A 24,442-nucleotide genomic window follows, 5' to 3' on the forward strand; every position below is an offset into this window, starting at 1 on the left:
ACGTTTACTATTTTTGTCTGTATTCAACCAGACGATGCGGCGACCGCCGTTGACACCAACCGGTCCCCCCTCCGTGTTCGGACGGATCGCGATCCGCTGAATACCAGGCCGCAAGGTCGAACATTCACCCAGAGGCTGTATGAAATCTCTCTCTAGAATGGCCGGGATTTTCCTGGTCCTTTTCGGGCTGACCCTGCCCAGCAGTTATGCCCAGCAGACGGGTTCGGTAACGGGCGTGGTCACGGATGCCACGGATGGTCAGGCGCTGGGCGGCGCCAACGTCATTCTCACGCGGGCCGGCCAGGCAGGCCTTGCCGGCGGCGCCGCGGCCAATATCGACGGCATGTACCTCATTTCGAACGTCCAGCCCGGCACTTATACGGTGACGGTCCGCTTCGTGGGTTATAACGAAGCCCAGTTTTCCGTGACGGTAGCGGCAGGCCAGACCGTGACGCTGAATGCGACGCTGTCGCAGGGCGGGCTCGATCTGAACACCATCGTGATCACGGCATCGCGCCAGGCGGAAAAGGTGCTGGACGCGCCGGCTTCCATCTCGGTGCTCGATGCGCGCGAGATCGAGCAGGAGGTGGTGCCCTCCACCGTGTCCGTGCTCCGCAACGTGACGGGCGTCGACGTCGCCCAGACCGGCGTCGACCGCAACGAGGTTGTGCTGCGCGGCTTCAACAACGCCTTTTCGGGATCGGCCTACGTGTTGACCGACTACCGGCAGGCGGCTGTTGCGTCGCTCGGGGTAAACCTGCACTCGATCATGCCGAACATGGGCATCGACGTGGAGCGTATCGAGGTCGTGCGCGGGCCGGGCTCGGCCCTTTATGGCGCCGGCGTGGACGAAGGGGTAGTGCACTACATCACCAAAGATCCCTTCAGCTATCCGGGTACGACGATCTCGCTCTCGGGCGGCGAGCGCTCCATGCTGGGCGCGCAGTTCCGCCATGCCGGCGTGCTCGGCGGCAACCTGGGGTATAAGGTGACCGGCTATTACTCGCAGGCGAAAGATTGGGAATACGACCCCAACAATGCGCAGGACGCCTTCCAGCTCGGGCTGGATGCGGACGGGCTGGAACGCAACTACGATTTCAGCAAGCTGAATGTGAACGGCATGCTGCAGTACCGCGTGCAGGACAACCTCTCGCTGACGGTCAATGGCGGCTACTCGTCGCTTGACGCCATCGTGCTTTCGGGCATCGGCACGCTCCAGTCGAAAGGGTTCGGATACACCTACGGCCAGTTCCGGCTACAGGCGGATCGGTTCTTCGCGCAGTTTTATGTGAACAAGAACGACGCCGGCGACAGCTTCGTCTACGGAAACGGCGTGCCGGTCGTAGATAAAGGCGTGCAGTACAGCGCGCAGGCGCAGTACGACCTGAGCTTCGCCGACGACCGGTTCCGGCTCATCCTCGGCGGCGACCTCGAAATGACGCGCCCCGACACGGAGGGCACGATCCTCGGCCGCAACGACGCCAACGACGATATCAACGAAGTGGGCGGCTATGCGCAGTCCACCATCGAGATGACGCCGAAGCTCGACCTCACCCTGGCGGTACGCGGCGACTGGAGCAACGTGTTCGATGAATTCCAGGTGTCGCCCCGCGCGGCCCTCGTCTACAAGGTGAACACGTCAAACACCGTGCGCGCGTCGTACAACAAATCGTTCTCCTCGCCGGGCGTCAACTCGCTGTTCCTCGACATCGTCGGCCAGGTGCAGCAGCTGGATGCCGACCGCCGGCTCATCGTGATGGGTCGCGGTTCAGGGCAAGGCTATACGTTCGACACGTTCCGCGCGACGAACTCGGCGCAGATGTTTCTGCCCGTGACCGGTTTCTTCGGCCAGAACTTCAATCTGCAGGGCATGCCGCTCATCCCGATCTATGGTGCGGCGGCCGGCGGCGGCCTCGTGGCGGCGCTCCGTTCGGCGGCCCCGATTCCGGGCCTCGAAAGCCTCAACTCGGTGCAGCGCGGCCTCCTGGCCGACCTGCTGGGCTACACCGCGCTGAACGGCTTGCTCGGTCTCGGCGCCATCACGGATGCCACCCAGCTCGGCATTCCGGATGACAGCGAGCAGGGGTTCCGGGAAGTCAACGGACCGGTTGACATCGCCCCGTTGAAACAGACCACCACGCAGACCATCGAGGTCGGCTACAAGGGGCTCATCAACGGCAACATCCTGTTCGCCGTGGATGGCTACTGGGCGAACAAGAAGAACTTCACGGGTCCGCTGCTCGTCGAGTCGCCCTTCGTTTATCTGGATCGCGCGGGGCTCACCGGCGACGTAGGCGCCGCGCTCGGCGCGCTCTTCGCGACATCGACCGATGCGACGGTCCAGGCCCTGCTCGCCGGCCTGCAGCAGGCGCAGCTGCCGGCGGCCAACGTGGCCGGCATCCTCGGCGCGCTGGTGGGCGGCGCCCTGGAAGGCACGCCCATCGCCGCGATCCAGTCCGATCAGCAGGTGCTGCCCGATGCGCTCTCGCAGAACGCCGTGGGCGGCTTCGCCGCGTACCGCAACTTCGGCAACCTCGATTACTGGGGCGTTGACGCATCCCTCCAGATCCTGGCGACGGACGCGCTCACCCTCTTCGGCAACATCTCCATCGTCAGCGACGACTTCTTCGACAATACGGAGCTGGATGAGGAGAATGTCGATCTCGAACTGGCGCTCAACGCGCCGACGTTCAAGGGCAAGTTCGGGGGCAGCTACCGGATGCCGTCCGGCCTCTCGCTCAATGCGTCCGGCCGCTATACGAAGGGCTTCCCGGTACGCTCCGGCAGCGACTATATCGGCAACGTGGAAGACTACTTCCTGCTCGACCTGGGCGCCGGCTTCGATTTCGGTCGCACCGTCCAGGGGCTGCGGGTGGATTTCACCATCCAGAACCTGCTCGATAATGCGCACCGTGAATTCGTGGGCGCTCCCCTTATCGGCCGGATGGGCATCGCACGCCTGACGTACACCTTCTGAGACACGGTGCGTCACGGAAGATGGTTCACGGTTCGACGTTCCATGTTCAAGGAATAACCGGACATTGAACCTTCAACCATAAACCTTGAACCCAAAACAAGAGTCATCCCGGGCAATCCGGGATGACTTTTTGTTTTTGTCGCCAATTCTCCGCGCGCGGCTTTATTCGAACAGACTTAATAAATACATTCGCCCAGGCTACTGGTCGAATACCTGTTCCACTCGCCATTCTGAGGAGAGCTTGCGACGAAGCGTGCGCGCAGCATGGGCCGCAACCCGGATTTTGGTCCGATCGTTGCCGCTTGTGCTGATAGCGTCTCGTTTTTTTCCGGCGCTCCTCAGGATGGCGCGGTGGCGACCGGTGCCGCTCTCGCTCTGAGCTCTCGTTGACCCCCAAAAAAGGGCCCCCCATGGTTCTCCAACAGCGTCGGCCCGCGTCGGACGCCGGGCTGCCTGCCGTATCGTTTGCGCGATACGCGCTGCTCGCCGCTCTCTTTCTGCTTTTCGTCGGCACCGCTCGCGCCCAGGAGCTTAGCGCCGAACTGCGTGGTTTTGTCACCGACTCGTACGACGGCCTTCCGCTCGAAGGCGCCACCGTTGCCCTGACCGTCCGCTCGGCAACGACGCTGGTCGCCGGCGCCGTCACCGACCGTTCGGGCAACTACCGCATCACCGGGTTGCACCCGGGCCGCTACACGATCGTCATCCGCTACGTTGGCTACGAGGAACTGCGCCGGTCGATCGTACTGGAGCCCGGCCAGGCGCGGACGATGGATGTGCCGTTGCAGCAGACCAGCATCGATCTGAATACGGTAGTCGTTTCGGCATCGCGGCAGCAAGAACTTGCCCTCGAAACCGCCTCGTCGATCTCGGTGGTGGCCGATCGTGAAGTCCAGGCGGATGTCACCCCGTCCGCCGCCTCGCTGCTGCGGGATGTGGCCGGCGTCGATTACGCGCAGACCGGTCTGGATCGCCGCGAGGTGGCCCTGCGCGGTTTCAACAATTCCATCATCGGCGAGACGTACGTCCTCACGGATCATCGCGCGTCTGCGGTGCCGGGGCTCGCGCTCAACGCGTACGGCTTGATGCCCATCGCCTCGCTGGACGTGGATCGCATCGAGGTCGTGCGGGGATCGGGGTCGACGCTATATGGCGCCGGCGTCGATCAGGGGCTCATCCACTTCGTCACCAAGGATCCGTTTGCCTATCAGGGAACGAGCTTCTCCACGGGCGGCGGCGGGCGCGGATTGATGGATCTCGAGTTTCGCCATGCCGACGCCGTGAGCCGGCGCTTTGCGTACAAAGTGGTCGGCGAATATGCGCGTGGAGAGGACTGGGAGCTGGATCCGGACGATGCGCTCGATCGGTCGCTGATCCTGGCGGAAGGCGGCGCCCTGCGCGATGCCGGCTACTGGAAGTACAACCTGAATGCCCAGGGCGAATACCGCTTTGCCGAGCGCGCTCGCCTGAGCGTCAATACCGGCTATCTCTCGCAGAAGATGGCCATGCTGACGGGCATCGGGGCGGCGCAGACGGATAATTTTGCCTACGGGTTTGCGCAGGTCCGGCTGAACGCCGGCCCGCTTTTCGCCCAGGTGTACCTCAACCAGAACAACAGCGGCGATTCGTACTACTACCGTCAGAACCTGCTCGAGGCGCCCGACAGCGCGCTGGCGATCGTCGATAAAACCCGGCTGGTCGGGGCGCAGATCAACTACGATCTGAACTACTTCAACGGCCGCGGCCGGATGGTGGTCGGCAGCGACCTGCGGTGGACGCAGCCGCGGACGGAAGGCACCGTCTACGGCCGGTTCGAGAACGCCGACGACATCGGGGAGGCCGGCGTGTTCGCGCAATCGACGACGCGCGTATCGCCGGCGCTCGACCTGTTGCTCGCGGTCCGCGCCGACTACAATACCATCGCCGAGCACGTCCAGTATTCCCCGCGCGCCGGCTTTGTCTACAAGATCTCACCGCAACAGACCTTCCGCCTGACGCTCAATCAGGCCTACAGCGCGCCCGGGCTGAATCCCTATTTTCTGGATCTCCAGATTCGCCAGTTCCCGACGGCGGCGCCTTTTAACCTGGCCTACCAGGCGCAGGGCGCCGTGCACGGCTTTACGTTCGACGACTACCGCGCCCACAACAGCGCGGCGTTTTTATTGCCCGACGAGGGCGATCTCGCGGGAGCTCCCGGCGTGTTCGGTCAGATGGTACCCGTCGATCGCGTGCCGCTGGTGCCGGTATACCAGGCGTTTTCGACCGGCCTCGCCGCCGCGCTGGCCGACGGGACGTCGCTGCCGGCGCCGTTGAATGCGATGACGGCGGACCAGCGCGCCCAGTTCGCCGCCCTGCTGGGTCAGCTCGCGCCGTTTGTGGATGGGTACACCGCCGGCCGGCTCGGGCTGCCGGACAACTCGACGGACGGCTTCCGGGCCGTCAGCGGCCCGGTGGATGTGGCGCCGCTCAAACAGTCGCTCACGCGTTCGGTGGAAGCCGGCTACAAAGGCGTCATTACCCCCCGCTTCATCCTTTCGGTGGACGCGTACCTGACACGGAAAGAGAATTTTGTCGGGCCGCTGCTGATCGAGTCGCCGATGGTCTATCTGACCGAAGTCGACGCCGACCTCGCGCGAGCCCTGGAGGCGACGATCGCCGACATCGCCGAGGCGAATCCGGGCACGGCGTCGTTCCTGGACGGCCTGGGGCTGGATGCGGCGGAGGCGGCCGGCCTGCTGGGCCAGCTGGCGCGGGACGGATACGGCGATGTCGCCGGCTTCGGGGCCTCGCCGGTGGCGGTCGTTCAGCCGGACCAGGCCACGCTGCCGGACGGGAGCCCCGCGACCTCGGTCGGCGGCCTGCTCACCTACCGCAATTTCGGGCGCGTGGATCTCTGGGGGACGGATATCGACATCGACTGGCGGGCCACCGACCGGCTGCGGACCTTCGCCCACGCCTCCTTCCTGAGCGACAACTTTTTCGACTACCGGGAGCTCGGCGAGGACGACCCTGCCCTGGAAGTGCCGCTCAATGCGCCAAAGTTCAAGTTCGGCGCCGGCGCATCCTATGCCTTCCCCTTCGGCTTCTCGGCGCGCGCGGCCGTACGGCATGTCGGCGGTTTCCCCGTGCGTACCGGGCCGTTCATCGGCGATATCGAGGCCTATACCGTTGTCGATCTCACGGCCGGCTTCGATTTCGGCCGTACCCTGCAGGGGCTGCGCCTCGACGCCACCATCCAGAATGCCCTGACCATCGTGGACGGGCAGCTCGTGGAAAGGCACCGCGAATTTGCCGGTGCGCCGCGCATCGGCCGGCTGGCGATGGCGCGGTTGGTCTATACCTTCTAGCCGGCGACAGGGTCGCCGGCTGTTTCAGGCATCAGGTTGCATGTCCCGTAGGTCGGGTTAGGTCCCTAACAGGGACCGTAACCCGACATGCACATCGATGGACCGTAACCCGACATGCACATCGATGGACCGTAACCCGACATGCACATCGATGGGCCGTAACCCGACATGCACATCGATGGGCCGTAACCCGACATGCACATCGATGGACCGTAACCCGACCTGCCGACGGTACCCCGCCTATCTCGTTACGAAAAATCCAACCACCCCCGCCGGACCCGCGGGCAGGTTTTTTCCCGCGACCGGGATCCTCACCCCCAGTTCGATGACCCCGGCCCCTACGTCCCATCCCACACTCGGCATCGTCTGAAGCATCTCCCGGCGAGCCGACGGGATCGTGAAACCCTGGATCCGCGGCGCATCGCCCTTCCATCCCTCCAGGATGACCTTCCAGACGAACCGGTCCCGGCGACCGCCGGCGGACAAAAAAGCAAACCATTCATCGCCCGGCTTCCGCGCGGCAGCCCGATTCAGCGCCCGCCACCGGCGGCCGGCCCAGCCGGCGAGGTAGAGCGATTTCGGGTACAGCGAATGGCCGATTTCCAGCATCAGCTCCCAGTCCCGCTGCCCCTCGCCGAGCGGGATGATTTCGGCGTCCACCGGGAAATGTCCTCCCGGCAGCTTCACGCCGCCGCGGAGCGCGATCGGCACGTTGCGGCCGGCAAGCTGGGGCGAGATGCGCAGGTAAAATCGCGGGTCGCCGAATCCCAGGCGTTCCCGCGGGCCGGCGGCGTTTTCGAAGTTCAAGCGGTGCACCGGGAGTTGCGCCCAGACATCCAGCCCCCGGATGACGCCCATCGCGGCGGTGACGTAGAGCGACGTCGTCACCGCGCGGCCGTCGGCGAAAAAGGGTTCGGCGCGGCCGGCTTCGTCGAAGGATCGCGACGTTCGATGGTGGTAGAGCGTCGTGGAAAGCCAGCCATGACCCGGTTGCAGCGTCCATTGCCCGTTGGCGCTCCCCGGCGCCAGGCCAGCGGCCCAGATCGCCACGAGCACCGTGGCCGCGCGTATCACGGCACTCCCCAGATCCGGGTGTTGGGTTCGAAGGTGGCCCATGCGAACCAGAAGGCGACGTAGGCCTCGGCGATCGGGGTCAGCCGCGCGCCGGCGCGGTCGCCCTCCACGGCCCGTCCGTCCACCTCCCACACCGATCCGGTATCCGTGTCCTCGATCCGCCCTTCGTGGATCTCGAACGCGATGGGCGCCCCATCCAGTTCGGCCGTGTACGCCATCGCGGCGCGCTTCGCACCATCCCACAAAATCACGACCGGCAGGCCGTCGACGGTGTCCGCGAGGGCTCGTGTGGGCGCGCCGTCGTCGAGGAGGCCGAACGGGTACGCCACGCCGCCGTCCGTGCCCGGGATGCCGAGGACCCGCTCCTTGGGCGGCCGGCGGGTATCGATGGGGAGGTTGACCAGCAGGCGGTTGTTGTCGATGTCTTCGTAGTCGCCGTACGGGTAGCCGGCGGGCGTGTAGTTGCGCGTCCAGCCGGTCTGGCTCGAGAGCACCTCGGTGTCGGGATGCAGCGCCTGCCATCCCGCCCAGGTCATCTCGATGACCGGGCTCATGACGAGCGGCGTCCCGTTTCGTTCGCCGCAGCCGGCCTCGCGGTTCATCTGCGGCCAGAGCGACTCGTCGGTATTGCGGTCGTACATCGTCAGGTTGCTCTGGTAGAGCAGGCCCGAGACGCCGAACGCCGCGCCGGCAGCGGCCGACCGGTCGAACGCCATGCTGGATCCGGTGAGCGGGCAGAAGGTGACGGCGAGCGGCGCCCCGTCGAGGGTCAGGTTGACGATTTCGTGCCACCATAGGATGTTGTGCGGGATGGCGATGGCCCGCTCGCCGGCGACGAGCCCGATCACGCGGCTGCTGTCCGCCAGATACGTGGCCGTGGGGGCCGATACGAGCGGAGGATCGACCAGCGCCGGGATGCCGTCCTTCCCGACGCCTCCATCCCGAAAGAGGTTCGCGTCGACGATGCAGCCAAGCTCCATCGGCGGGTCGCCGGCGTCGCCGTTTCCGCCGCTGTCGCAGCCGGCGGTGAGGAGGAGAAGCGTGAAGGCGAGGCGGGAGATGGCCTGGATGCGCATGCTGGAAACGGGCGTGGATCTCGGAGACGACTGTCTGTACGTCATAACGGCGAGGGGCGTGTTACGGAGAAGCGCGGCGTGGAGCCGCCGAGGGTTCAAAGCGCCCGCCTCGGACCGATACTCGTTCTGTGAACGTAATGACGCCTCACGAGTAGGTTCCGGGACCGATTCCCCACGCGGCACGTTTCCTGGAAACGCCCTGCGCTGGATGCGGTGTCGTACGTCCGGCATCGCACCCGGGATGAACGGGGCGGTCGTGCGTTTGGTCCGTTCTTGCAACCGTTTTACATCGCTTTCCATGCCGATCCTCGCCCCTTCCATTCTCTCCGCCGACTTCTCCCGGCTCGAGGCGCATGCCCGCGAGGCCGTCGCGGCCGGCGCCGAGTGGCTGCATATCGACGTCATGGATGGCCACTTCGTCCCCAATATCACCATCGGGCCGCTCATCGTCGAAGCCCTGAAGCCGCTTTCGCAGGAGACCGGGGCGGTGCTCGACGTCCATCTCATGATCGAGAACCCCGAGCGGTACATCGACGCGTTTGCGAAAGCCGGCGCGCACCGGATCACCGTGCACGTCGAGACGTGTCCGCACCTGCACCGTACGATCCAGCAGATCCGGGAGGCCGGCGTGCTCCCGGGAGTTACGCTCAACCCGGCCACCTCGCTCTCGACGCTCGACGAGATTTTGCCCTTCGTGGAGCTGGTGCTCATCATGTCGGTCAACCCCGGCTTCGGCGGGCAGGCCTACATCCCCCAGAGCACCCAGAAAATCCGGCGGCTGCGGCAGGAGATGAAGGCGCGGGGGCTGGATCTGCGTCTCCAGGTGGATGGGGGCGTCAAGGCGTCGAATGTGCGCGAGGTGGTGGATGCCGGCGCCGACGTCATCGTGGCCGGCAGCGCGATCTTCGGCGGCGCCCGATCGGTGGCCGAAAACATCGCGGGCTTTCGCGCGGCGCTCGCCGTTTGATGGGTCGCGCGCATCGAACGTTTTCCCGTCTCGTGCATTCACGTCAACGACACGGCGCCTCGGGTGTATCCATCGCGCAGGGCCGGTCGACCATCTAGAAACGCGTGCATGTGGAACGGAAGACGATACTGATTACCGGTGCCAGTGGAGGCATCGGGTATGAAACGGCGCTCGGGCTAGCCCGGATGGGGCATCACATCGTGATGATCGCCCGGAACAGGGAGCGGGGAGAGGCCGCGCAGCGGCGCATCGTGCAGGAGGCCGGCGCGGACGCCGCGCAGCTCATCCTGGCCGACCTGGCCTCGCAGGCCGATATCCGCCGCGCCGCCGCGGAAGTGCTCGATCGATACCCGCGGCTGGACGTGCTTGTCAACAACGCCGGCCTGGTTCAGGCGAAACGTGTATTGACCGTCGACGGGTTCGAGATGACCTTCGCCGTCAACCACCTCGCCTATTTCCTCCTCACGAACCTGCTGCTGGACCGCCTGAAGGCCAGCGCGCCGGCGCGCATCGTCAACGTCTCTTCGAATGCGCACAAACGGTCGCGCTTCGCCTTCGACGATCTTCAGGGCGAGCGCTCCTTCGCCCCATACGGCAGTTACGCCCAGTCGAAGCTGGCCAACATCCTGTTCACGCGGGCGCTGGCGCGCCGGCTGGCAGGCACGGGCGTGACCGTAAACTGCCTGCACCCGGGGGTCGTGCGGACCAACATCGCCGGCAGCGGCTGGCACCCCCTCGCCCTGGCGTTCCGCCTGTTCGGCCTGTTTTATCTGAGTCCCAGCAAGGGTGCCGAGACCTCGATCTATCTCGCCAGCTCTCCGGATGTGGCGGACGTCACCGGCGAATATTTCGACCGCAAGAAGTCGGTCAAGGCCGCGCCATCCGCCTATGTCGAGGAGGACGCCGAGCGGCTCTGGCGCCTGAGTGCGGAGATGGTGGGCATGGCCGGCATCTGAACGAGACCGACATCGGGTTGTCACCGACCTGCCGTAGATTGCCGGTTTCATCGGCTGATTCGCATTCGAAGCTGAACCCTTGCCTGTGTCCGCATCCTCCAGACCCCGTAATCCCATTCCGCCGGCAACGGTCCAGGTGGCGCTGCCGCTCCCGCTGGACAAGACGTTTACCTACGCCGTCCCCGACGCGCTGCGCTTTCGGGCGAACGTCGGGTGCCGCGTACTCGTGCCGTTCGGGCACCGAAGCCAGACGGGCGTGATCGTCGCGCTGGACGATGTCGGCGGGGCCGGCGGCCGGCTCAAGCCGCTGATCGACGTGCTCGACGCCCGGCCGGCGTTTTCGCCCGATATGCTGCGCCTGACACGCTGGATCGCCGAATATTATGTATGCGGATGGGGCGAGGTGCTGCGCGCCGCGCTGCCTTCCGGGACCGAGGTGGAGGAGGAATTACGGATCACGCGCACCGACGCGACGCCGGATGTCGAGAGCGTGGGCGGCGTCGAGCTGGAGGTTCTCCGCTGGCTCGAAGAGGAAGGCGAGACGACCTTCAGCGCGTTGCGCGAACAGCTTCAGGGCGTGACGCGCCCGCTGCTCGATCGGCTGGAGTTGGAGGGATGGATCGGGGTGCAGCATGCGGTGGGAAAGCCGCGCGTGCAGATCAAGCAGGTGAAATACGTCCGTCTCGCGACGCCGCCGTCGGAGGGGGAGAAAATCGGGGAGAAGCAGGCGGCGGTACTGGCCGCGCTCGCCGGCGGCGAGGCCGTGCCGCAGCGCGACGTGCTGGCGGGCACCGGGGCGTCGTCGAGCACCGTGGCGAGCCTGGCGAAGCGGGGGTGGGTAGAGGTGATCGAGCACGAGGTGATTCGCACGCCGCTCGGCGAATTGCCGGCGCGTCCGGAGGCGCCGCCGGCGCACGCGCTGCATCCCGCCCAGGTCGCGGCGCTGGACCGGATCGGCGCGGCGATCGGCGCCGGCCGCTTCGAGACGTTTTTGCTCCACGGGGTGACGGGCAGCGGCAAGACGGAGGTGTATATCACGGCCCTGAAACAGGTGCTCGAGCAGGGCAAGACCGGCATCATCCTCGTCCCGGAAATCGCGCTCACGCCACAGACCGTCCAGCGATTCCGCGCGCACTTCGGCGACCGGATCGCCGTGTTGCATTCCCGGATGAGCCCCGGGGAACGCTACGACGCGTGGCGGCATCTGCACGGTGGCCGGTTCGACGTGGTGATCGGGCCCCGTTCGGCGATCCTGGCGCCGCTCGCGAAGGTCGGGCTCATCGTGGTCGATGAAGAGCACGAGGGCTCCTACAAGCAGGCCGATCCCGCCCCTCGCTACCATGCGCGGGATGTGGCGGTGATGCGGGCGCACATGAGCGGAGCCGTCTGCGTGCTCGGCTCGGCGACGCCGAGTTTCGAGACCTACGCCAACGCCTACGAGACCGGCAAATACACCCTGCTGGCGATGCCGGACCGGGTGCCCGTGCCCGGGAAGGAAGCGGCGGCGCTGCCGTCGATCCGCGTCGTGGATCTCGCCACCGAACGCAAGAAGCGCCGGCTGGACGGCGCGTTATCTGAAACGCTGCGCGAGGCCATTGCGAGCCGGCTCGCGCGCGGCGAGCAGGTCATCCTGCTGCAAAACCGCCGCGGCTATGCTCCCGTACTCGAATGCCTCGCCTGCGGCTGGTCGCCCACCTGCACCGAGTGCTCGGTGACGATGACCTTCCATAAGGCGCACAACCACCTCCGGTGCCACTATTGCGGACGGGCGCAGCGGCTGCCGCGGACCTGCGGGCAATGCGGCAGCACGGAGCTGCGGCGCCTCGGCGCCGGCACGCAGCGGGTGGAAGAAGAACTGGCGGCGTATTTTCCGGATGCGCGGGTGCTGCGGATGGATCTGGACACGACGACGCGCAAAAACGCCCACCACCTGCTCCTGGACCGGTTCGGCCGCGGCGAGGCGGATATCCTGGTAGGGACGCAAATGGTGGCGAAGGGGCTGGATTTTGGCCGCGTGACCCTCGTCGGCGTCATCGATGCGGATGTGGGGATGCTGATGCCCGATTTCCGGGCCGAAGAACGCACGTTCCAGCTGCTGACGCAGGTCGCCGGCCGCGCCGGCCGGGCCGGCCTGCCGGGCGAGGTCGTGCTCCAGACCCGCAACCCCCGGCATCCCGTCATCGTGCACGCCTGCGCGCACGACGTCGAGGGGTTCATCCGTCTCGCGCTGCCGGTCCGGCAGGCGCTGAACTATCCGCCGTACGGCACCGTGGTGCTGGTCGAGTTCCGCGGCCCCGACGAGGCGGAGGTCGAACGGCTTGCGCGGCGCTGGCACGCCGCGTTCCCCGCCGGCGTGCTGGATGTGCTGGATCCCCAGCCGGCACTGATCGGCCGAGTCAAAAACCAGTTCCGCTACCACGTCGTGATCAAGGCCCCGCGCCGCCTCGCCGGCGGCGAACTCCAGCACCTCCTCCGACAGGCCGGCGCCGCCTTCGGCAAACTCCCCAACGGCTACCGGATGTCGGTGGACGTGGATGCGAATACGCTGTATTGAGCGCCAGATACCCGTTTTAAATCGCAAATCGAATATCGAAAAATGCAGAGTGTGATGTCAGTGGCGAGCTTTACTCGAATTCTTTTTGGCGGTTAATATTGAACGCGCGGTGATGCGCATCAATTGATCCACCTCGTCAATGAGTGCCGGCAGTTGCGACCCATCACCTACTGACAGATGCCTTGCCAGGTGCAACCACGTTGATGTTTCCCGCAGTTCTTTCAAACAGATACCCATCTTGTGAATAAAGTCGCGGCGGCTTTCGGCGGCACCCGCTTCCGCATAGTTCGCCAGAGGAGAGGTCCCGCTTCGAACGAGCTGGCCCGCAAGATGCCGCCCCAGGTATGTTCTCGGAAGCTGCTCGACAAAAAGGCCTATTCGCGCCGCCAAATTGAAAAACCTGTTGTGAAGCTGGCGTTGAGTCATGGCGCTAAAGTGCTCGTGAAACGGATAGGATCGACGCAACGATGGGGTTCAAATTCCATCACCTCCTACCTAGACAGTTTGAGAAGCGAACGCGTACCCTCTCACTGCGCGGCCAGGCTGAATGGCTGATCAGCGCTCCGTCGCGCCTCGATCTTTTGGTGCCAGGGCACGTGGTCCTAGGGCTACCGGTCAAAACACGGCTTTTCGCGAGAAATGCTGCATCTTGCATTCCGCACCCATCCCTCGTCCCGAAGTGGTGCACATCCTCGCTAAATAATTGACGTTACGCACGTTCATGACGTGATCTATCGATGCGGGATGCAAGATGCAGGATGTTTACCGAAACCCCGTCCGTTTTATCGATTATCCTGCATCCCTGTATCCTGCATCACAAGACCTGAGGCTATCGTGCGTAAGATCAGTAAATAATATGCGATGTGCGATTTCAAATTTGCATTCCGGCGCAGCCGGAACCATTCCCCCGCTCGCCTGTTTGTCCCCATCCAACCGCGAGAACATCGAGTCTCGCGCCAACATGGGGCAAGTCCCGTACGACCAGCTCCCTCTGAACCCCGTCAGGACCGGAAGGTAGCAGCGGTAGGAGGTTGTAGCGGTGCGATACGGTAAGCTTGCCCTACTTTTTTTGTCGCCAGTTTACGCGACGCGCCGTATCTTCGCAGCGCACCCACCACCTGATTGTCCTCGCACCAGTCGATCGATTCCATGATGCCGTCCCTCGACATCCTTCTCATGGCGCAACCTTCGCCGGATCAGAACCCCTTCGTCACGTTTCTTCCGCTCGTTCTGATCTTTGTGGTTTTTTACTTCTTCATGATCCGCCCCCAGCAGAAACGGGAGTCGGAACGGAAGAAGATGATCGAGGCGGTGAAGAAAGGGGAGCGCGTGGTGACGATCGGCGGCATTCATGGGACGGTGACCCAGGTGGATGAAACCAGCGTCCTCGTCGAAATCGACAAAGGAAGCAGCGCGAAGATCCGGGTGGACAAGAGCGCTATTGCGCGCGTAGAGACGAAGGAGTGACCGCCGGCTGACGCCCTCCGCGCCGTATCGATATCTCGAACCTGGCCTCTGCCCACGGGTACAACCTCCCGCGGCAAGCGACACAGGCGTTTGGAGTACAGACATGGATCACGCGGAAAAGCGCGAAGTAACCCCGGCCAGCTTCGACAGCGTCGAACAGGCCGTTGAGGATATACGTAAGGGACGGCTCGTCATCGTCGTCGATGACGAGGACCGGGAGAACGAGGGCGACTTCATCTGTGCGGCCGAGGCCATCACGCCGGAGCTGGTCAACTTCATGGCCAGCCAGGGCCGCGGCCTGATCTGCGTTCCCATCACCCGCGAACGGACCGTCGAGCTCGATCTCGACATGATGGCGAGTTCGAATACGGCCCTCCACGAGACGTCCTTCACGGTTTCCGTGGACTATCGGATCGGCACATCCACCGGCATCTCCGCGGCCGACCGCTCCCGAACCATCGCCGCCCTCGCGGATCCAAAAGCGAAACCGGCGGATTTCGCGCGCCCCGGGCATGTCTTCCCGCTGCGCGCCTTCGAAGGGGGCGTGCTTCGGCGCGCCGGCCATACCGAGGCTGCGGTGGACCTGGCCCGCATGGCGGGTTTCGAGCCCGCCGGCGTGCTCGTGGAGATCCTGAACGAGGATGGAACCATGGCCCGCGTACCCGAGCTGCGCAAACTCGCGAAGCAGTTCGATATGCGGATCATTACCATCAAGGACCTGATCGCCTACCGCATGCGGCACGAAAAGCTCGTCCGCGAGCTCGTATCCGTCGATATGCCGACCCGGTTTGGCGATTTCACGCTCACCGCCTTCGAGGAGCGGCTCACCGGGGATGTGCATCTGGCCATGCAAAAAGGCGCCTGGACCGAAGAGGACCCCGTGCTCGTGCGTGTCCACTCCCAGTGCGTGACGGGCGATATCTTTGGCTCGATGCGGTGCGACTGCGGAGACCAGCTCGCGCTGGCGTTGCAGCAGATCGAGCGGGAAGGGCAGGGCGTGTTGCTCTACATGAAACAGGAGGGGCGCGGCATCGGCCTCATCAACAAACTGCGCGCCTATAAGCTGCAGGAGCAGGGGATGGATACCGTCGAGGCGAACGAAGCCCTCGGCTTCAAGATGGACCATCGCGACTACGGTATCGGATGCCAGATCCTGCGCGATCTGGGAATTCGCAAGCTCAGGCTGATGACGAACAATCCGACCAAGCGGGTGGGGCTCGCCGGCTACGGACTCGAAATCGTCGAACGCGTGCCTGTCGAAGTGCCGCCCAACGCCGTCAACGAAAAATACCTGCGGACCAAGCGCGACCGCATGGGTCATCTCATCCTGGGCGAAATGAGCGCGCACGATCAGGAGGCGCTGGGTCGGGTTTTGTAAGGCCGGGTTTTGTAAGTCCGCGCCGCGTAAGTCTTCGCGGAGTCAGTCTTCGCGGATCTTCAGGGTCTCGCCCGCCGCTACGCCGGCGACGCGCGTCGTCTTGCCGCTGCCGGGCCACGTCACCACGACACTGTCGGCCACGGTAGCCTGCCCCAGCCCGATCACCATCGTTCCCACATCCGACTGGGTCAGGTACGACGAGCCCGTCCGCACCATGCGTCGCTGGGCGATGCCACCGGCCCACACCGTGACCTTCGCCCCGATGGCCTGGACATTGGGTTTTTTTCCTGTGAATTGCAGCCGGATCGCCTGGTTGCCCGAGGCCTCGTTGCGCAGCAGGCGGGGCGATCCGCCGTTTAACGTAAACAACACATCCAGATCGCTATCCCCGTCGATATCGGCCGTCGCGACGCCGCGCGCCACGATGGGTTCGGAGAAGGCAGGGCCGGCCGTGTCGCTCACGTCGACGAACTGGGCGCCGTCGTTCCAGAAGACCTGGGGTTTCTGGGCAAAGTGGATGTCTTGCTGGACCGCGTTGATCTCGGGTTCGATGTGGCCGTTGGCCGTCAGCAGGTCCAGCCGGCCGTCGAGATCGAGGTCGACGAACTGGAGCCCGAACGTAAGCGCGAGGAGGGAGGGACGGGTGAGGCGCGCGGCGCCGGCGCGGTCCTGGAACAGCTTGCCGTCGCCGATCTGGGTGTAGAGGGAGATGGGCTCCTTGGCGAAGTTGCCGATGGCGATGGCGTACTGGCCGTCGTTGTGGATGTCGGCGACATCGAGCCCCATGCCGGCGCGGGCGCGGCCGACTTCGTCGTAGGCAATGCCGGCGGGGACGGCGGTGTCGGTGAACGTCCCGTCGCCGTCGTTCATGTACAGAAAGTTAGGCTGGGTGTCGTTGGATACGACGAGGTCCGGCCACCCGTCGTCGTTCAGGTCGCCCACCGCCACGCCGAGCGACTTGCCCTCGTCGTTGCGAACGCCGGCGGCTTCCGTCACGTCCTCGAATCGGCCGTTCCCCAGATTGCGGTACAGGCGGGACGATTCCCCCTTGTAGCCCTCGGGCGTGGCGTATGACTTGGTTTTGCCGTCTCGCGTGACGTAAATGTCCGTTTCGGGGGTCCATTTTACATAGTTCGCCACGAACAGATCGAGCCAGCCGTCCCGGTCCACATCCACCCAGGCGGCGCTGCTGGACCACGCCGGCGTGGCGCCCGGGCGCGGATCGTTGCCCGAGACCCGCGCGGCGGCGGTGACGTCGACGAAGCGCCCCGCGTCGTTACGGAGCAGGCGGTTGTCGCCCACGGCCGTGAGGTACAGATCGATGTCGCCGTCGGCGTCATAGTCGGCCATGGCGGCGCCCATTCCGTAGAAACTGATGTCGAGCCCCGCGCGGGCCGTCACGTCGTCGAACGTGCCGTCGCCCCGGTTGCGGTAGAGGTGCGGGGTCGGCCGGGGCCGGTCCGACGCGTGTCCCGGCCACTCGGCGCTGTTGACGAGCAGGATGTCGACGAGCCCGTCTCCGTCGTAGTCGAAAAAGCCGCCGCCGCTCCCGATCGTCTCCGGCATCCACTTGTTGCCGAAGGCGCCCGTGACGTGCGTAAAGGCGATGCCGGCTTCCCGGGTGATGTCCGTGAACCGGAGGTCGGCGCCGGCGGCCCCCGAACGGTCCTGGGCGAAGCTGGGGCTTTCGCGGGTAAAGGTGGGTTGCTCCTGCGCGGCCTCGTTGCCGCCGCAGCCGGTGGCGATCAGGGCGGCCAGTACGGCGCAGGCATAACGGGGTGTGGGCATGGGCTCTTGAGCGGATCAGCGCGTGGCCGACGAGGCGGACCTCACGGGGCGCCGGTCGTCAGTTCCAGGGGATGGATTCGGATATCCTGAACCATCAAGTTGGCTCCCGGATTCTGGAGTCGATACGTTCGCGCGACTTCGCTCGCGGATTCGTCGATCTGGTAGTATTCGAAGGCCTGTTCGGCCAACGCGGCCTGGGCTTCGTCGCCGAGCGCGCGGTAATTGAGCATCAGGTGGTAATATGCCTCCCGATCTTCCGGATCGATGGCGAGCGCCTCGGAGTAGGCTTCGATCGACTGTTCGTATTGCTGATCCAGGTAGTAGGTGCGGCCCAGCTGGCGCCACGTCGCCCGATCCTCGGGGAAGGTCTCCAGGACATAGCGGTACGCGGCGGCGGCATCCCCATACAGCCCGTCTTCCTGACGGACGAGCCCCCAGACCCAGGCGACGCGGGGATCGCCCACGGCGATGCGCTCGCACGCCTGCAGGTGCTGGTAGGCGCGCGTGAGATTGCCGTCCTGGAACGCCGTCCGGGCCAGGTTGAGCGGGCCGTCGACGCGCGCCGGCGCCAGCTCGGCCACGCGGGCGAACGCACGCGCCGCGCCGCGGGTGTCGTTTTCCAGCAGGAGCCCGATGCCGTAGTCGTTGAAGCGTATCCAGGCCTGCGGGTCGTCCGCTGCGGCGGTGGAGACCGGGATGAACGGGATGCCGGCTATTTCGGCGGCGTCGACCACCGGCAGGGTGACCTGATGCGCGGCGATTTCGGTAATCGGGAGGTTCGGCACGGCATCGAAACGCTTGAACCCGACCGGGTTGGTCCGGTAGGCGAATTCGGTGTAGGGCCGATCGAACTTGCGCCAGAGGAGCCGGGCCTTGAGCGTCAGCTTGCGGCCGGCGAGTTCTTCGGGCACCCGGAAGGTGTAGTGCGCGAGGTCGGCGGTGCCGGGGCCGATGACGTTGGCGAAGACAGTCGTGTGGATGTCCTGCGCGTTGCGCATCTGGATGGGCCGGCTGTTTTTATCGACCATGACGGCCTTGAAGACATGCGCCATGGGGTCGAGATGGCCCGTCGCGTCGATGTAGCCGCTGATCGCCAGGGTGATTCCGGCATCGTCGGTCACCGTGAACTCCAGCCAGCCCTCGTTCGAGTCGTTCGTTCCACCCGGGAAGGTGTGGCCGACGCCCTGGTTGCGCACGACGACATCGACCGTGACCTGTTCGCCGGCCGGCAGGGGCGGCAGCGTTCCCGCGGCGTCCATGATCGGTTCCGAGCGGGATGCGGAGCTGACGGCGAAGACCTCGACGCGCAATTTTTCGCTACGGAGGAAGGCCTCGATGCGGCGAATGGTGTCGGTGTCGCCCCGCAGGAACGGCAGGGCCGTGTTGACGGCGAGGAAGCGATGTGACTTAACCATCCCTCCCTTGGCCGACACGTCGCCCAGCGGCGCCGGCTCGAGGGGCATGTGGCAATCCTGGCAGACGCGTTTTACGGGCGGCAGATAAAACGTGCGCGACGCGTTCAGGGCGACGCCGCTGTCGTGCCAGTTATCGTATTCGTTCTGGCCCCGGAGCCAGCGGTAATTGTTCAGCGGAGCGCGCAGGCTCACCTTGTGGCAGGTGGCGCAGTATTCGGCGGACTTGAAAACGGGCTTCAGCAACTGGCGCATGTGGACGGTCGGTTTCGCCTTCAGCGCCGCGTCGTGCAACAATGCGCCGATCGATCCGGACCGGGCCGTGGCGAAGAGGTAGGGGTCCTCCTGTTCGTCCGCGATGTTGTAGTTGCCGTTGCCGGTCCGGTCGTGGATCGTGTCGATGGCGTGGCAGGCCAGGCAGGTGAGGCCGGCCTGGGCTTCCGGGGCATTACGATCGATCGGCTGGTTCATCTTGCCGGCGAGCATCAGCGCCGGGTCGTGACACCCGCTGCACCACTTGCTCTTCGCCCGTCCCACGCCGTCCGCCCCGATATCCGGGAACGATGCCAGATGCCGATCCACCCAAGGATTAGACTCCGTGGCATTCTTCCGCATATCCTCGATGGTGGCCTCGTAGAACGGGTTGTTGAACGAGGCGAATCGGTGCGCGGAGGCCTCCCACTGGGCCACGACGTCGGCGTGGCATCGCTGGCAGGTCTCGGCGCCGATCGGGGTATCCTTCACAAAGCCGAAGGTCGAGATTTCCGCGCGCACCTGCTCTTCCGCGCCGAGATCGTCGCGCGTGATGATGCGGGAGGGCAGGTAACTTCCGGAGGTGGTGGTCGTTGCGGCCGGGAAGAACGGGCTTTCCGGGGGGACGTAGCCCGCCGGCACGAACCCGTCGCCGGCAAAGCTGGCGGCATCGCGGTCGCGGGCGCCGGGGCCCGTATGGAGTCCCTGCTCCATCGCGAGCCGGGCCTCGTCGGTGAGCACGATTTCGCGGTTGGTGAATCCGTGCCAGACGACCAGGACGAGCAGGAGGGTGGCCACGGCGCCCCCGAAGCGCCAGTGCGCCTGGGTCGAAGGCCGGTTGCTCCGGCTGCGCAGGCGGTGCAGCACGTAGGCTGTAGGCGCCGCGAAGGCCGTCACCACATGGAGCCACCACGCCCAGCTGTTATCGCGGCTGGCCGACGAGGTGAGGATGAAGAGGCCTGTAATGCCCAGGATGAGCCCGAGCACCGTGAAACCGATTCCGGTGAGCCCGCTCGGTCGCTTGTAGCGCTTCCAGACCTGGGGCAGGTGCCCGATGCCGAACACGAGCATCAGCACGACCACGAGGAGGCCCACCCCCGTGTGGGAAAGCACCATCGCCTGGAACAGGGCGGGGAGAGAGGTGTCGCCGGCGGCGAAAAAGGTAAGACCCAGCTGTTCCGCCAGGCGGTTGGCCAGCAGATAGAGGGTATTGGCAAGCATAAACACCGCGAGCGCCATGGCGATGCGGAGCACCATGCGCAGCGGCCTGGAAACAAACCAGCGATCCCGGTTGGGTGGAGCCGGTCTGGTGGAAGGACCCGTCATGTCGGTAGTGGAGGCTTGCAGTACAGGTTCAACCTAATAAAAATACCCGACACTCACAAAAGGGGGGCGACGTGGCCGGCCGGGTCGATTGGCGGGGTGAAACGTCGGGTATCCCGGCTGAAAGGATAAAAGCAAAAGAGGGGTAGCAGGCTAACCCGCTACCCCTCTCGTTACCTCCGTTCTCCGATAAACTTACCGGATAGTCACGGGTCGGGCTACCGTTCCGTGCTCGCCCGACACGCGCACGAGGTAAACGCCCGCCGCGAGATCGCTCGTATCGAGCTGAATGACTTTCTGGAACGCCGGGGCCCGGTACGTCAGCACTTCCTGACCGAGCACGTTGAAGACTTCCAGCGAAACCCCCGATTTGCCGCCATCGACCGTCACGTTGAGCGCATGGCTGGCGCCGACCGGGTTGGGATACACCCCGATGTCGAAGCCGCGGGACGCCGAAGGCGTATCCGCCACGCTCGTGGCGGTGCCGGCGAAGTATTGCAGCGCCTCGGCATAGACTTCGTTGGCGATGTCCGTCCCCACGCGCCGACCCGGGATGTCGTCGATCGGGGGATGGATGCCGCCCCAGATCCGGGAGAGACTGGTCTCATCCGACGCATCGCGGTACGTGGCCCACTGCAGGGTCATATCCACGCTGGGACCGTCCTCGAAGAGGAGGTATTCGCCGGCGTTGAACTGGAACTCACCGAGGCCGCCCGGGAAATACTCATCGCCCGTGAAGGCGGTCAGGATTTCAGAGGCCGCGCGAGAGAACGTGGAGTGTCCGGAGATGTACCCGGCGAACGGCGGCGTGATGAAGGACGCCTTCTGGTAGGTCCGCCAGTTCTCCGCGAGGATCCAGCCCACACCGGCGACATCCGTATCCGGATTCTCGACGTAGTCGGCTCCGCGCCATGCGAAGACCTTGATCTTGCCGACATTTTCGTTGCTTTCGCCGGCCAGTTCATCGCCTTCTTCCACGAGTTCGATGTACCCTTCATAAAGCGGGAGGCCCTTCGGATCGTAGCTCGCCAGCGTGGAGTCGGAGCTCTGGCCGTACGCCGCCATCGCCCGGATCGCCGAGACCGGCCGGATGAAGTCGTAGTAGCTCTTGATGCCCCACACGCTGATGGCTACGTCGTGCATGACGGCGCCCAGCGCAAAATAGCCCTTGACATCCCATTCCAGGTCGCTGACGACCTCGCCGACGCCGCCGATCTTCTTGACCAGCGCCGGGTGATCGTTCACGCCGTTCAGGATGGTGAACCAGTGTCCGGGCGGCGTTTCGGAAGCCGGACCGTCCGCCCAGAACTCGGCGAGCACACGGGCATAGTCGCCGCGCGGCACCATCTCGGGCTCGTACGGCTGGCCCGTATACGGGTTGACGGTGTGGCCCTGGCCGGCGGTCACGTAGCCGTTGAAGAGGTCGTAGAATTCCTTGTATTCTTCGACGGTCTCCGGATAGCTCTCAAACGGGTTGTTGCCCCGGCCAGCCGGCGAGATGTCCCACATGACCCCGTCGTTGGGATCCAGATGCGACGACCAGATGACGTTGGTGATGAAGTTCCACTTGTAGAAGTCGAGGCCGGCCTCGTCTTCCACATGCGGGGGCGCTCCCGGATCGTGGTACACCCAGTACGGCACACCGTCGCGTTCGTACACGGTCAGATCCTCCTCTTTCAACGAAAAAGGCGTGACCTGGCCCCAGTGCGGGCTGAGGAAGCCCGGCGTGGCACCGGGGATCACTTCGCCGTTTTCGCCCAGCGTATAGCTGAGGACGAGCGGCTGCCAGCGGTTGAGGTCTACAATGTCCGGATTGCCCGGCAGACCGACCACGAGTGCGGGGTTCGCCGGCGCATAGGCGATCGTCGAGGCGTAGTTGTTGTCTTCGTTCGAACCGTCCTGCAGACCGCCGTCGATCATGCACTGGGCGATGTAGTTGCCCAGCGCTGCCGGCCCGTCGTTGGCGTAATCGACCGAGGTGACGTTGGTGTCGTAGCCCAGCGTCGCCATCAAGTCATCAAACTCGGCCAGCGAGGTGGCGGCATTCGGTGAAATGGAGAAGCGATGCGAAAGTAGACGGTACGCCGCGTAGCTGATCGTCTCGTCCCGCGCGGCATCGACATCCGTCGGCACCGGGACGCCGTCAAACGGACACGCGTGCCCGCCGTAGGAGTTGCCCAGGATGTACGTCTTGGCGGTGGCGTCGTACGCGGCCCAGCCGTCGTACATCACGGCAGCGTTGTGGAACAGGTTGCGCGCATGGACGGTCGGGCGAGGCGTGTCGACGCGGACGGCGTCCAACTGCACTTCGTTCCACTGCCGTGCGACCGAGTGATCCTGCGCCTGGGCCGCCATCGGCGCCAATCCCAGAAGGCAGACGGCAGCCCATCGCGTGTATCGCGATGCGCGAGGGGAGGATGCGTGCATACCACGCCCCTGACCCCATGATAGTAGGGTGGTTTTCATGTTGGCTTGCAGTACTGATGAAAATTATTGCTTGCAATTCGGACGGAGAACGGAGGTCGTCCATGAGGGGCATCAATCCCCGTCTAAGGCCAGCGATCTGAATGCTAACCGTTCTATCTATCGGGGTGTGGGGATTGACCTTACAAATATGCGCTATTCCGGGGCGCAGAGTTGTCGCGGATATGCGGTTAAATGTTAAGAGAATGTTAAGTATATGGATTTGCTGTAACGTTGCTCCAGCTCATGTAACGCCGGCCAGCCGCGTCGCTGCCGCTATTGTACGACCAGCGGACGCACTGTTCGTCGGGTTTTCGACGCGATCTCAACGAAATAAACGCCGGCCGGCAAGCCCGTTAATTCCAGTGTTAGGCTCGACGAGGCCTCTGTGGTACGGCGAACCTCCTGGCCGAGTGCGTTAAAGAGCCGGATGCGCAGCCCCGACCCGCGAGCTTCCCCGGATTCGATGCGGAGTTGGCCTTCGCGTGGGGCGGGATTGGGGTAGAGGGATGGGGAGACGTGGGGGACGCCGGGCGTCGAGGCGGTCACGGCGGTGCGGGTGGCGCCGGAGAAGTACGCTTCGGCCGCCCGGAAGGCGTCGGTGCCGATGACGATGCCGATGCGCCGGCCGGGGATGTCGTCCGCCGGCGGGTGGATGCCGCCCCAGATGCGGGAGAGACTGGTCTGGTCCGACGCGTCGCGGTAGGTCGCCCACTGCAGGGTGACGTCGACGCTGGGGCCCTCTTCGAAGACGAGAAACGCATTGCGGGGCGCATGGAATTCGCCGAGTCCGCCCGGGAAAAACGCATCCCCCGTGAACAGGGTCAGCACTTCGGCCGCGGCGCGCGAAAAGGTCGAGTGCCCCGAGATGTACCCGGCGAAGGGCGGGGTGACAAAGGAGGGCCGCTGGTAGGGCCACCAGTCCCGGGCCAGAATCCAGCCGACGCCGGCCTGGTCGATGCCGGGATCGGCGATCGCTTCGTGGCCGCGCCACGCATACAGCTTGATCGCATCGACGTTTTCGCCGTTCTCGCCGGCGAGCGAGTCGCCGGGTTCGACCAGCTCGATGAGGCCGTCGATGAGCGGGATCCCCAGCGGGTCGTACCGTGGCCTCGTGACGTCGCTGCTTTGCCCCCGCTCGGCCATCGACCGGATGGCGGAGATCGGGCGGATGTAATCGTACCAGCCCTTGATGCCCCAGGCCGTGACGGCCGCGTCGTGCATGGCCCCGCCGAGCGCGAAATAGGCTTTGACGTCCCACTCGAGGTCGTCCAGCGGCTCGCCTTCGCCCCGAAAGCGCTTGACGAGCGCGGGGTGATCGTTGACGTAATTCAGGATCGTGAACCAGTGACCGGGAGGGGTCTCCGAGTCGGGGCCGTCCGCCCAGAATTCGGCCAGCACGCGCGCA

14 protein-coding genes and 1 other RNA gene are annotated in these 24,442 nt (G+C 64.9%); 8 read left to right on the plus strand and 7 right to left on the minus strand.

The window, feature by feature from the left end:
* The first annotated feature begins 139 nt into the window (after positions 1 to 139).
* Positions 140 to 2,977 carry a TonB-dependent receptor gene (locus R2834_06640; protein ID MEZ4699989.1) on the plus strand — a complete coding sequence of 946 codons (2,838 nt, stop codon included), beginning with the start codon at positions 140 to 142 and terminating at the stop codon, positions 2,975 to 2,977.
* 410 nt (positions 2,978 to 3,387) lie between these two features.
* The gene (locus R2834_06645; GenBank protein MEZ4699990.1) at positions 3,388 to 6,324 is read left to right on the plus strand and encodes a TonB-dependent receptor; all 2,937 of its coding nucleotides are present in this window, start codon (positions 3,388 to 3,390) and stop codon (positions 6,322 to 6,324) included.
* Positions 6,325 to 6,564: 240 nt separating this feature from the next.
* Here the strand turns inward: R2834_06645 and R2834_06650 are convergent, their stop codons facing one another.
* Together R2834_06650 and R2834_06655 are read right to left on the minus strand one after the other, a co-directional pair.
* Positions 6,565 to 7,398, minus strand: coding sequence for a hypothetical protein (locus tag R2834_06650; protein ID MEZ4699991.1), 834 nt, complete (start codon positions 7,396 to 7,398; stop codon positions 6,565 to 6,567).
* Complete coding sequence (locus tag R2834_06655; protein MEZ4699992.1) at positions 7,395 to 8,474, minus strand: DUF3179 domain-containing protein; 1,080 nt, start codon at positions 8,472 to 8,474, stop codon at positions 7,395 to 7,397. The genes R2834_06650 and R2834_06655 overlap by 4 nt, the downstream gene beginning before the upstream one ends.
* Before the next feature lie 298 nt (positions 8,475 to 8,772).
* Here R2834_06655 and rpe point away from each other — a divergent pair, with 298 nt between their 5' ends.
* From rpe to priA, 3 genes are all read left to right on the plus strand, one after another.
* On the plus strand, positions 8,773 to 9,441 hold the full coding sequence (gene rpe, locus R2834_06660) for a ribulose-phosphate 3-epimerase (GenBank protein ID MEZ4699993.1): 669 nt from the start codon (positions 8,773 to 8,775) through the stop codon (positions 9,439 to 9,441).
* Positions 9,442 to 9,545: 104 nt separating this feature from the next.
* Positions 9,546 to 10,397, plus strand: a complete 852-nt coding sequence (locus R2834_06665; GenBank protein MEZ4699994.1) for an SDR family oxidoreductase — start codon at positions 9,546 to 9,548, stop codon at positions 10,395 to 10,397.
* A gap of 85 nt (positions 10,398 to 10,482) precedes the next feature.
* A complete protein-coding gene (gene priA, locus R2834_06670; protein MEZ4699995.1) occupies positions 10,483 to 12,951 on the plus strand; it encodes a primosomal protein N' in 2,469 nt (822 codons plus the stop codon).
* A gap of 57 nt (positions 12,952 to 13,008) precedes the next feature.
* On the opposite strand, the gene R2834_06675 is transcribed toward priA, so the two are convergent.
* Positions 13,009 to 13,377 carry a four helix bundle protein gene (locus tag R2834_06675; protein ID MEZ4699996.1) on the minus strand — a complete coding sequence of 123 codons (369 nt, stop codon included), beginning with the start codon at positions 13,375 to 13,377 and terminating at the stop codon, positions 13,009 to 13,011.
* Between the two features lie 538 nt (positions 13,378 to 13,915).
* Between R2834_06675 and ffs the strand changes: the two genes are divergently transcribed.
* The 3 genes from ffs (at position 13,916) to R2834_06690 (ending at position 15,796) form a co-directional block, all read left to right on the plus strand.
* Positions 13,916 to 14,015, plus strand: an RNA gene (gene ffs, locus R2834_06680) — signal recognition particle sRNA small type.
* An 85-nt stretch (positions 14,016 to 14,100) separates the two neighbouring features.
* Positions 14,101 to 14,418: a preprotein translocase subunit YajC gene (gene yajC, locus R2834_06685; protein ID MEZ4699997.1), complete on the plus strand. Its 318-nt coding sequence runs from the start codon at positions 14,101 to 14,103 to the stop codon at positions 14,416 to 14,418.
* A gap of 103 nt (positions 14,419 to 14,521) precedes the next feature.
* Positions 14,522 to 15,796: a bifunctional 3,4-dihydroxy-2-butanone-4-phosphate synthase/GTP cyclohydrolase II gene (locus R2834_06690; GenBank protein ID MEZ4699998.1), complete on the plus strand. Its 1,275-nt coding sequence runs from the start codon at positions 14,522 to 14,524 to the stop codon at positions 15,794 to 15,796.
* A 42-nt stretch (positions 15,797 to 15,838) separates the two neighbouring features.
* Here the strand turns inward: R2834_06690 and R2834_06695 are convergent, their stop codons facing one another.
* The 4 genes from R2834_06695 to R2834_06710 form a co-directional block, all read right to left on the minus strand.
* The gene (locus R2834_06695; protein ID MEZ4699999.1) at positions 15,839 to 17,584 is read right to left on the minus strand and encodes a CRTAC1 family protein; all 1,746 of its coding nucleotides are present in this window, start codon (positions 17,582 to 17,584) and stop codon (positions 15,839 to 15,841) included.
* 41 nt (positions 17,585 to 17,625) lie between these two features.
* The gene (locus tag R2834_06700; protein MEZ4700000.1) at positions 17,626 to 20,574 is read right to left on the minus strand and encodes a tetratricopeptide repeat protein; all 2,949 of its coding nucleotides are present in this window, start codon (positions 20,572 to 20,574) and stop codon (positions 17,626 to 17,628) included.
* Positions 20,575 to 20,766: 192 nt separating this feature from the next.
* Positions 20,767 to 22,926, minus strand: coding sequence for a T9SS type A sorting domain-containing protein (locus R2834_06705; GenBank protein ID MEZ4700001.1), 2,160 nt, complete (start codon positions 22,924 to 22,926; stop codon positions 20,767 to 20,769).
* A 384-nt stretch (positions 22,927 to 23,310) separates the two neighbouring features.
* The coding region (locus R2834_06710; protein ID MEZ4700002.1) for a T9SS type A sorting domain-containing protein at positions 23,311 to 24,442 on the minus strand (1,132 nt) is incomplete at its 5' end.

This window comes from Rhodothermales bacterium, assembly GCA_041391505.1.
Lineage (GTDB): Bacteria > Bacteroidota > Rhodothermia > Rhodothermales > JAHQVL01 > JAWKNW01.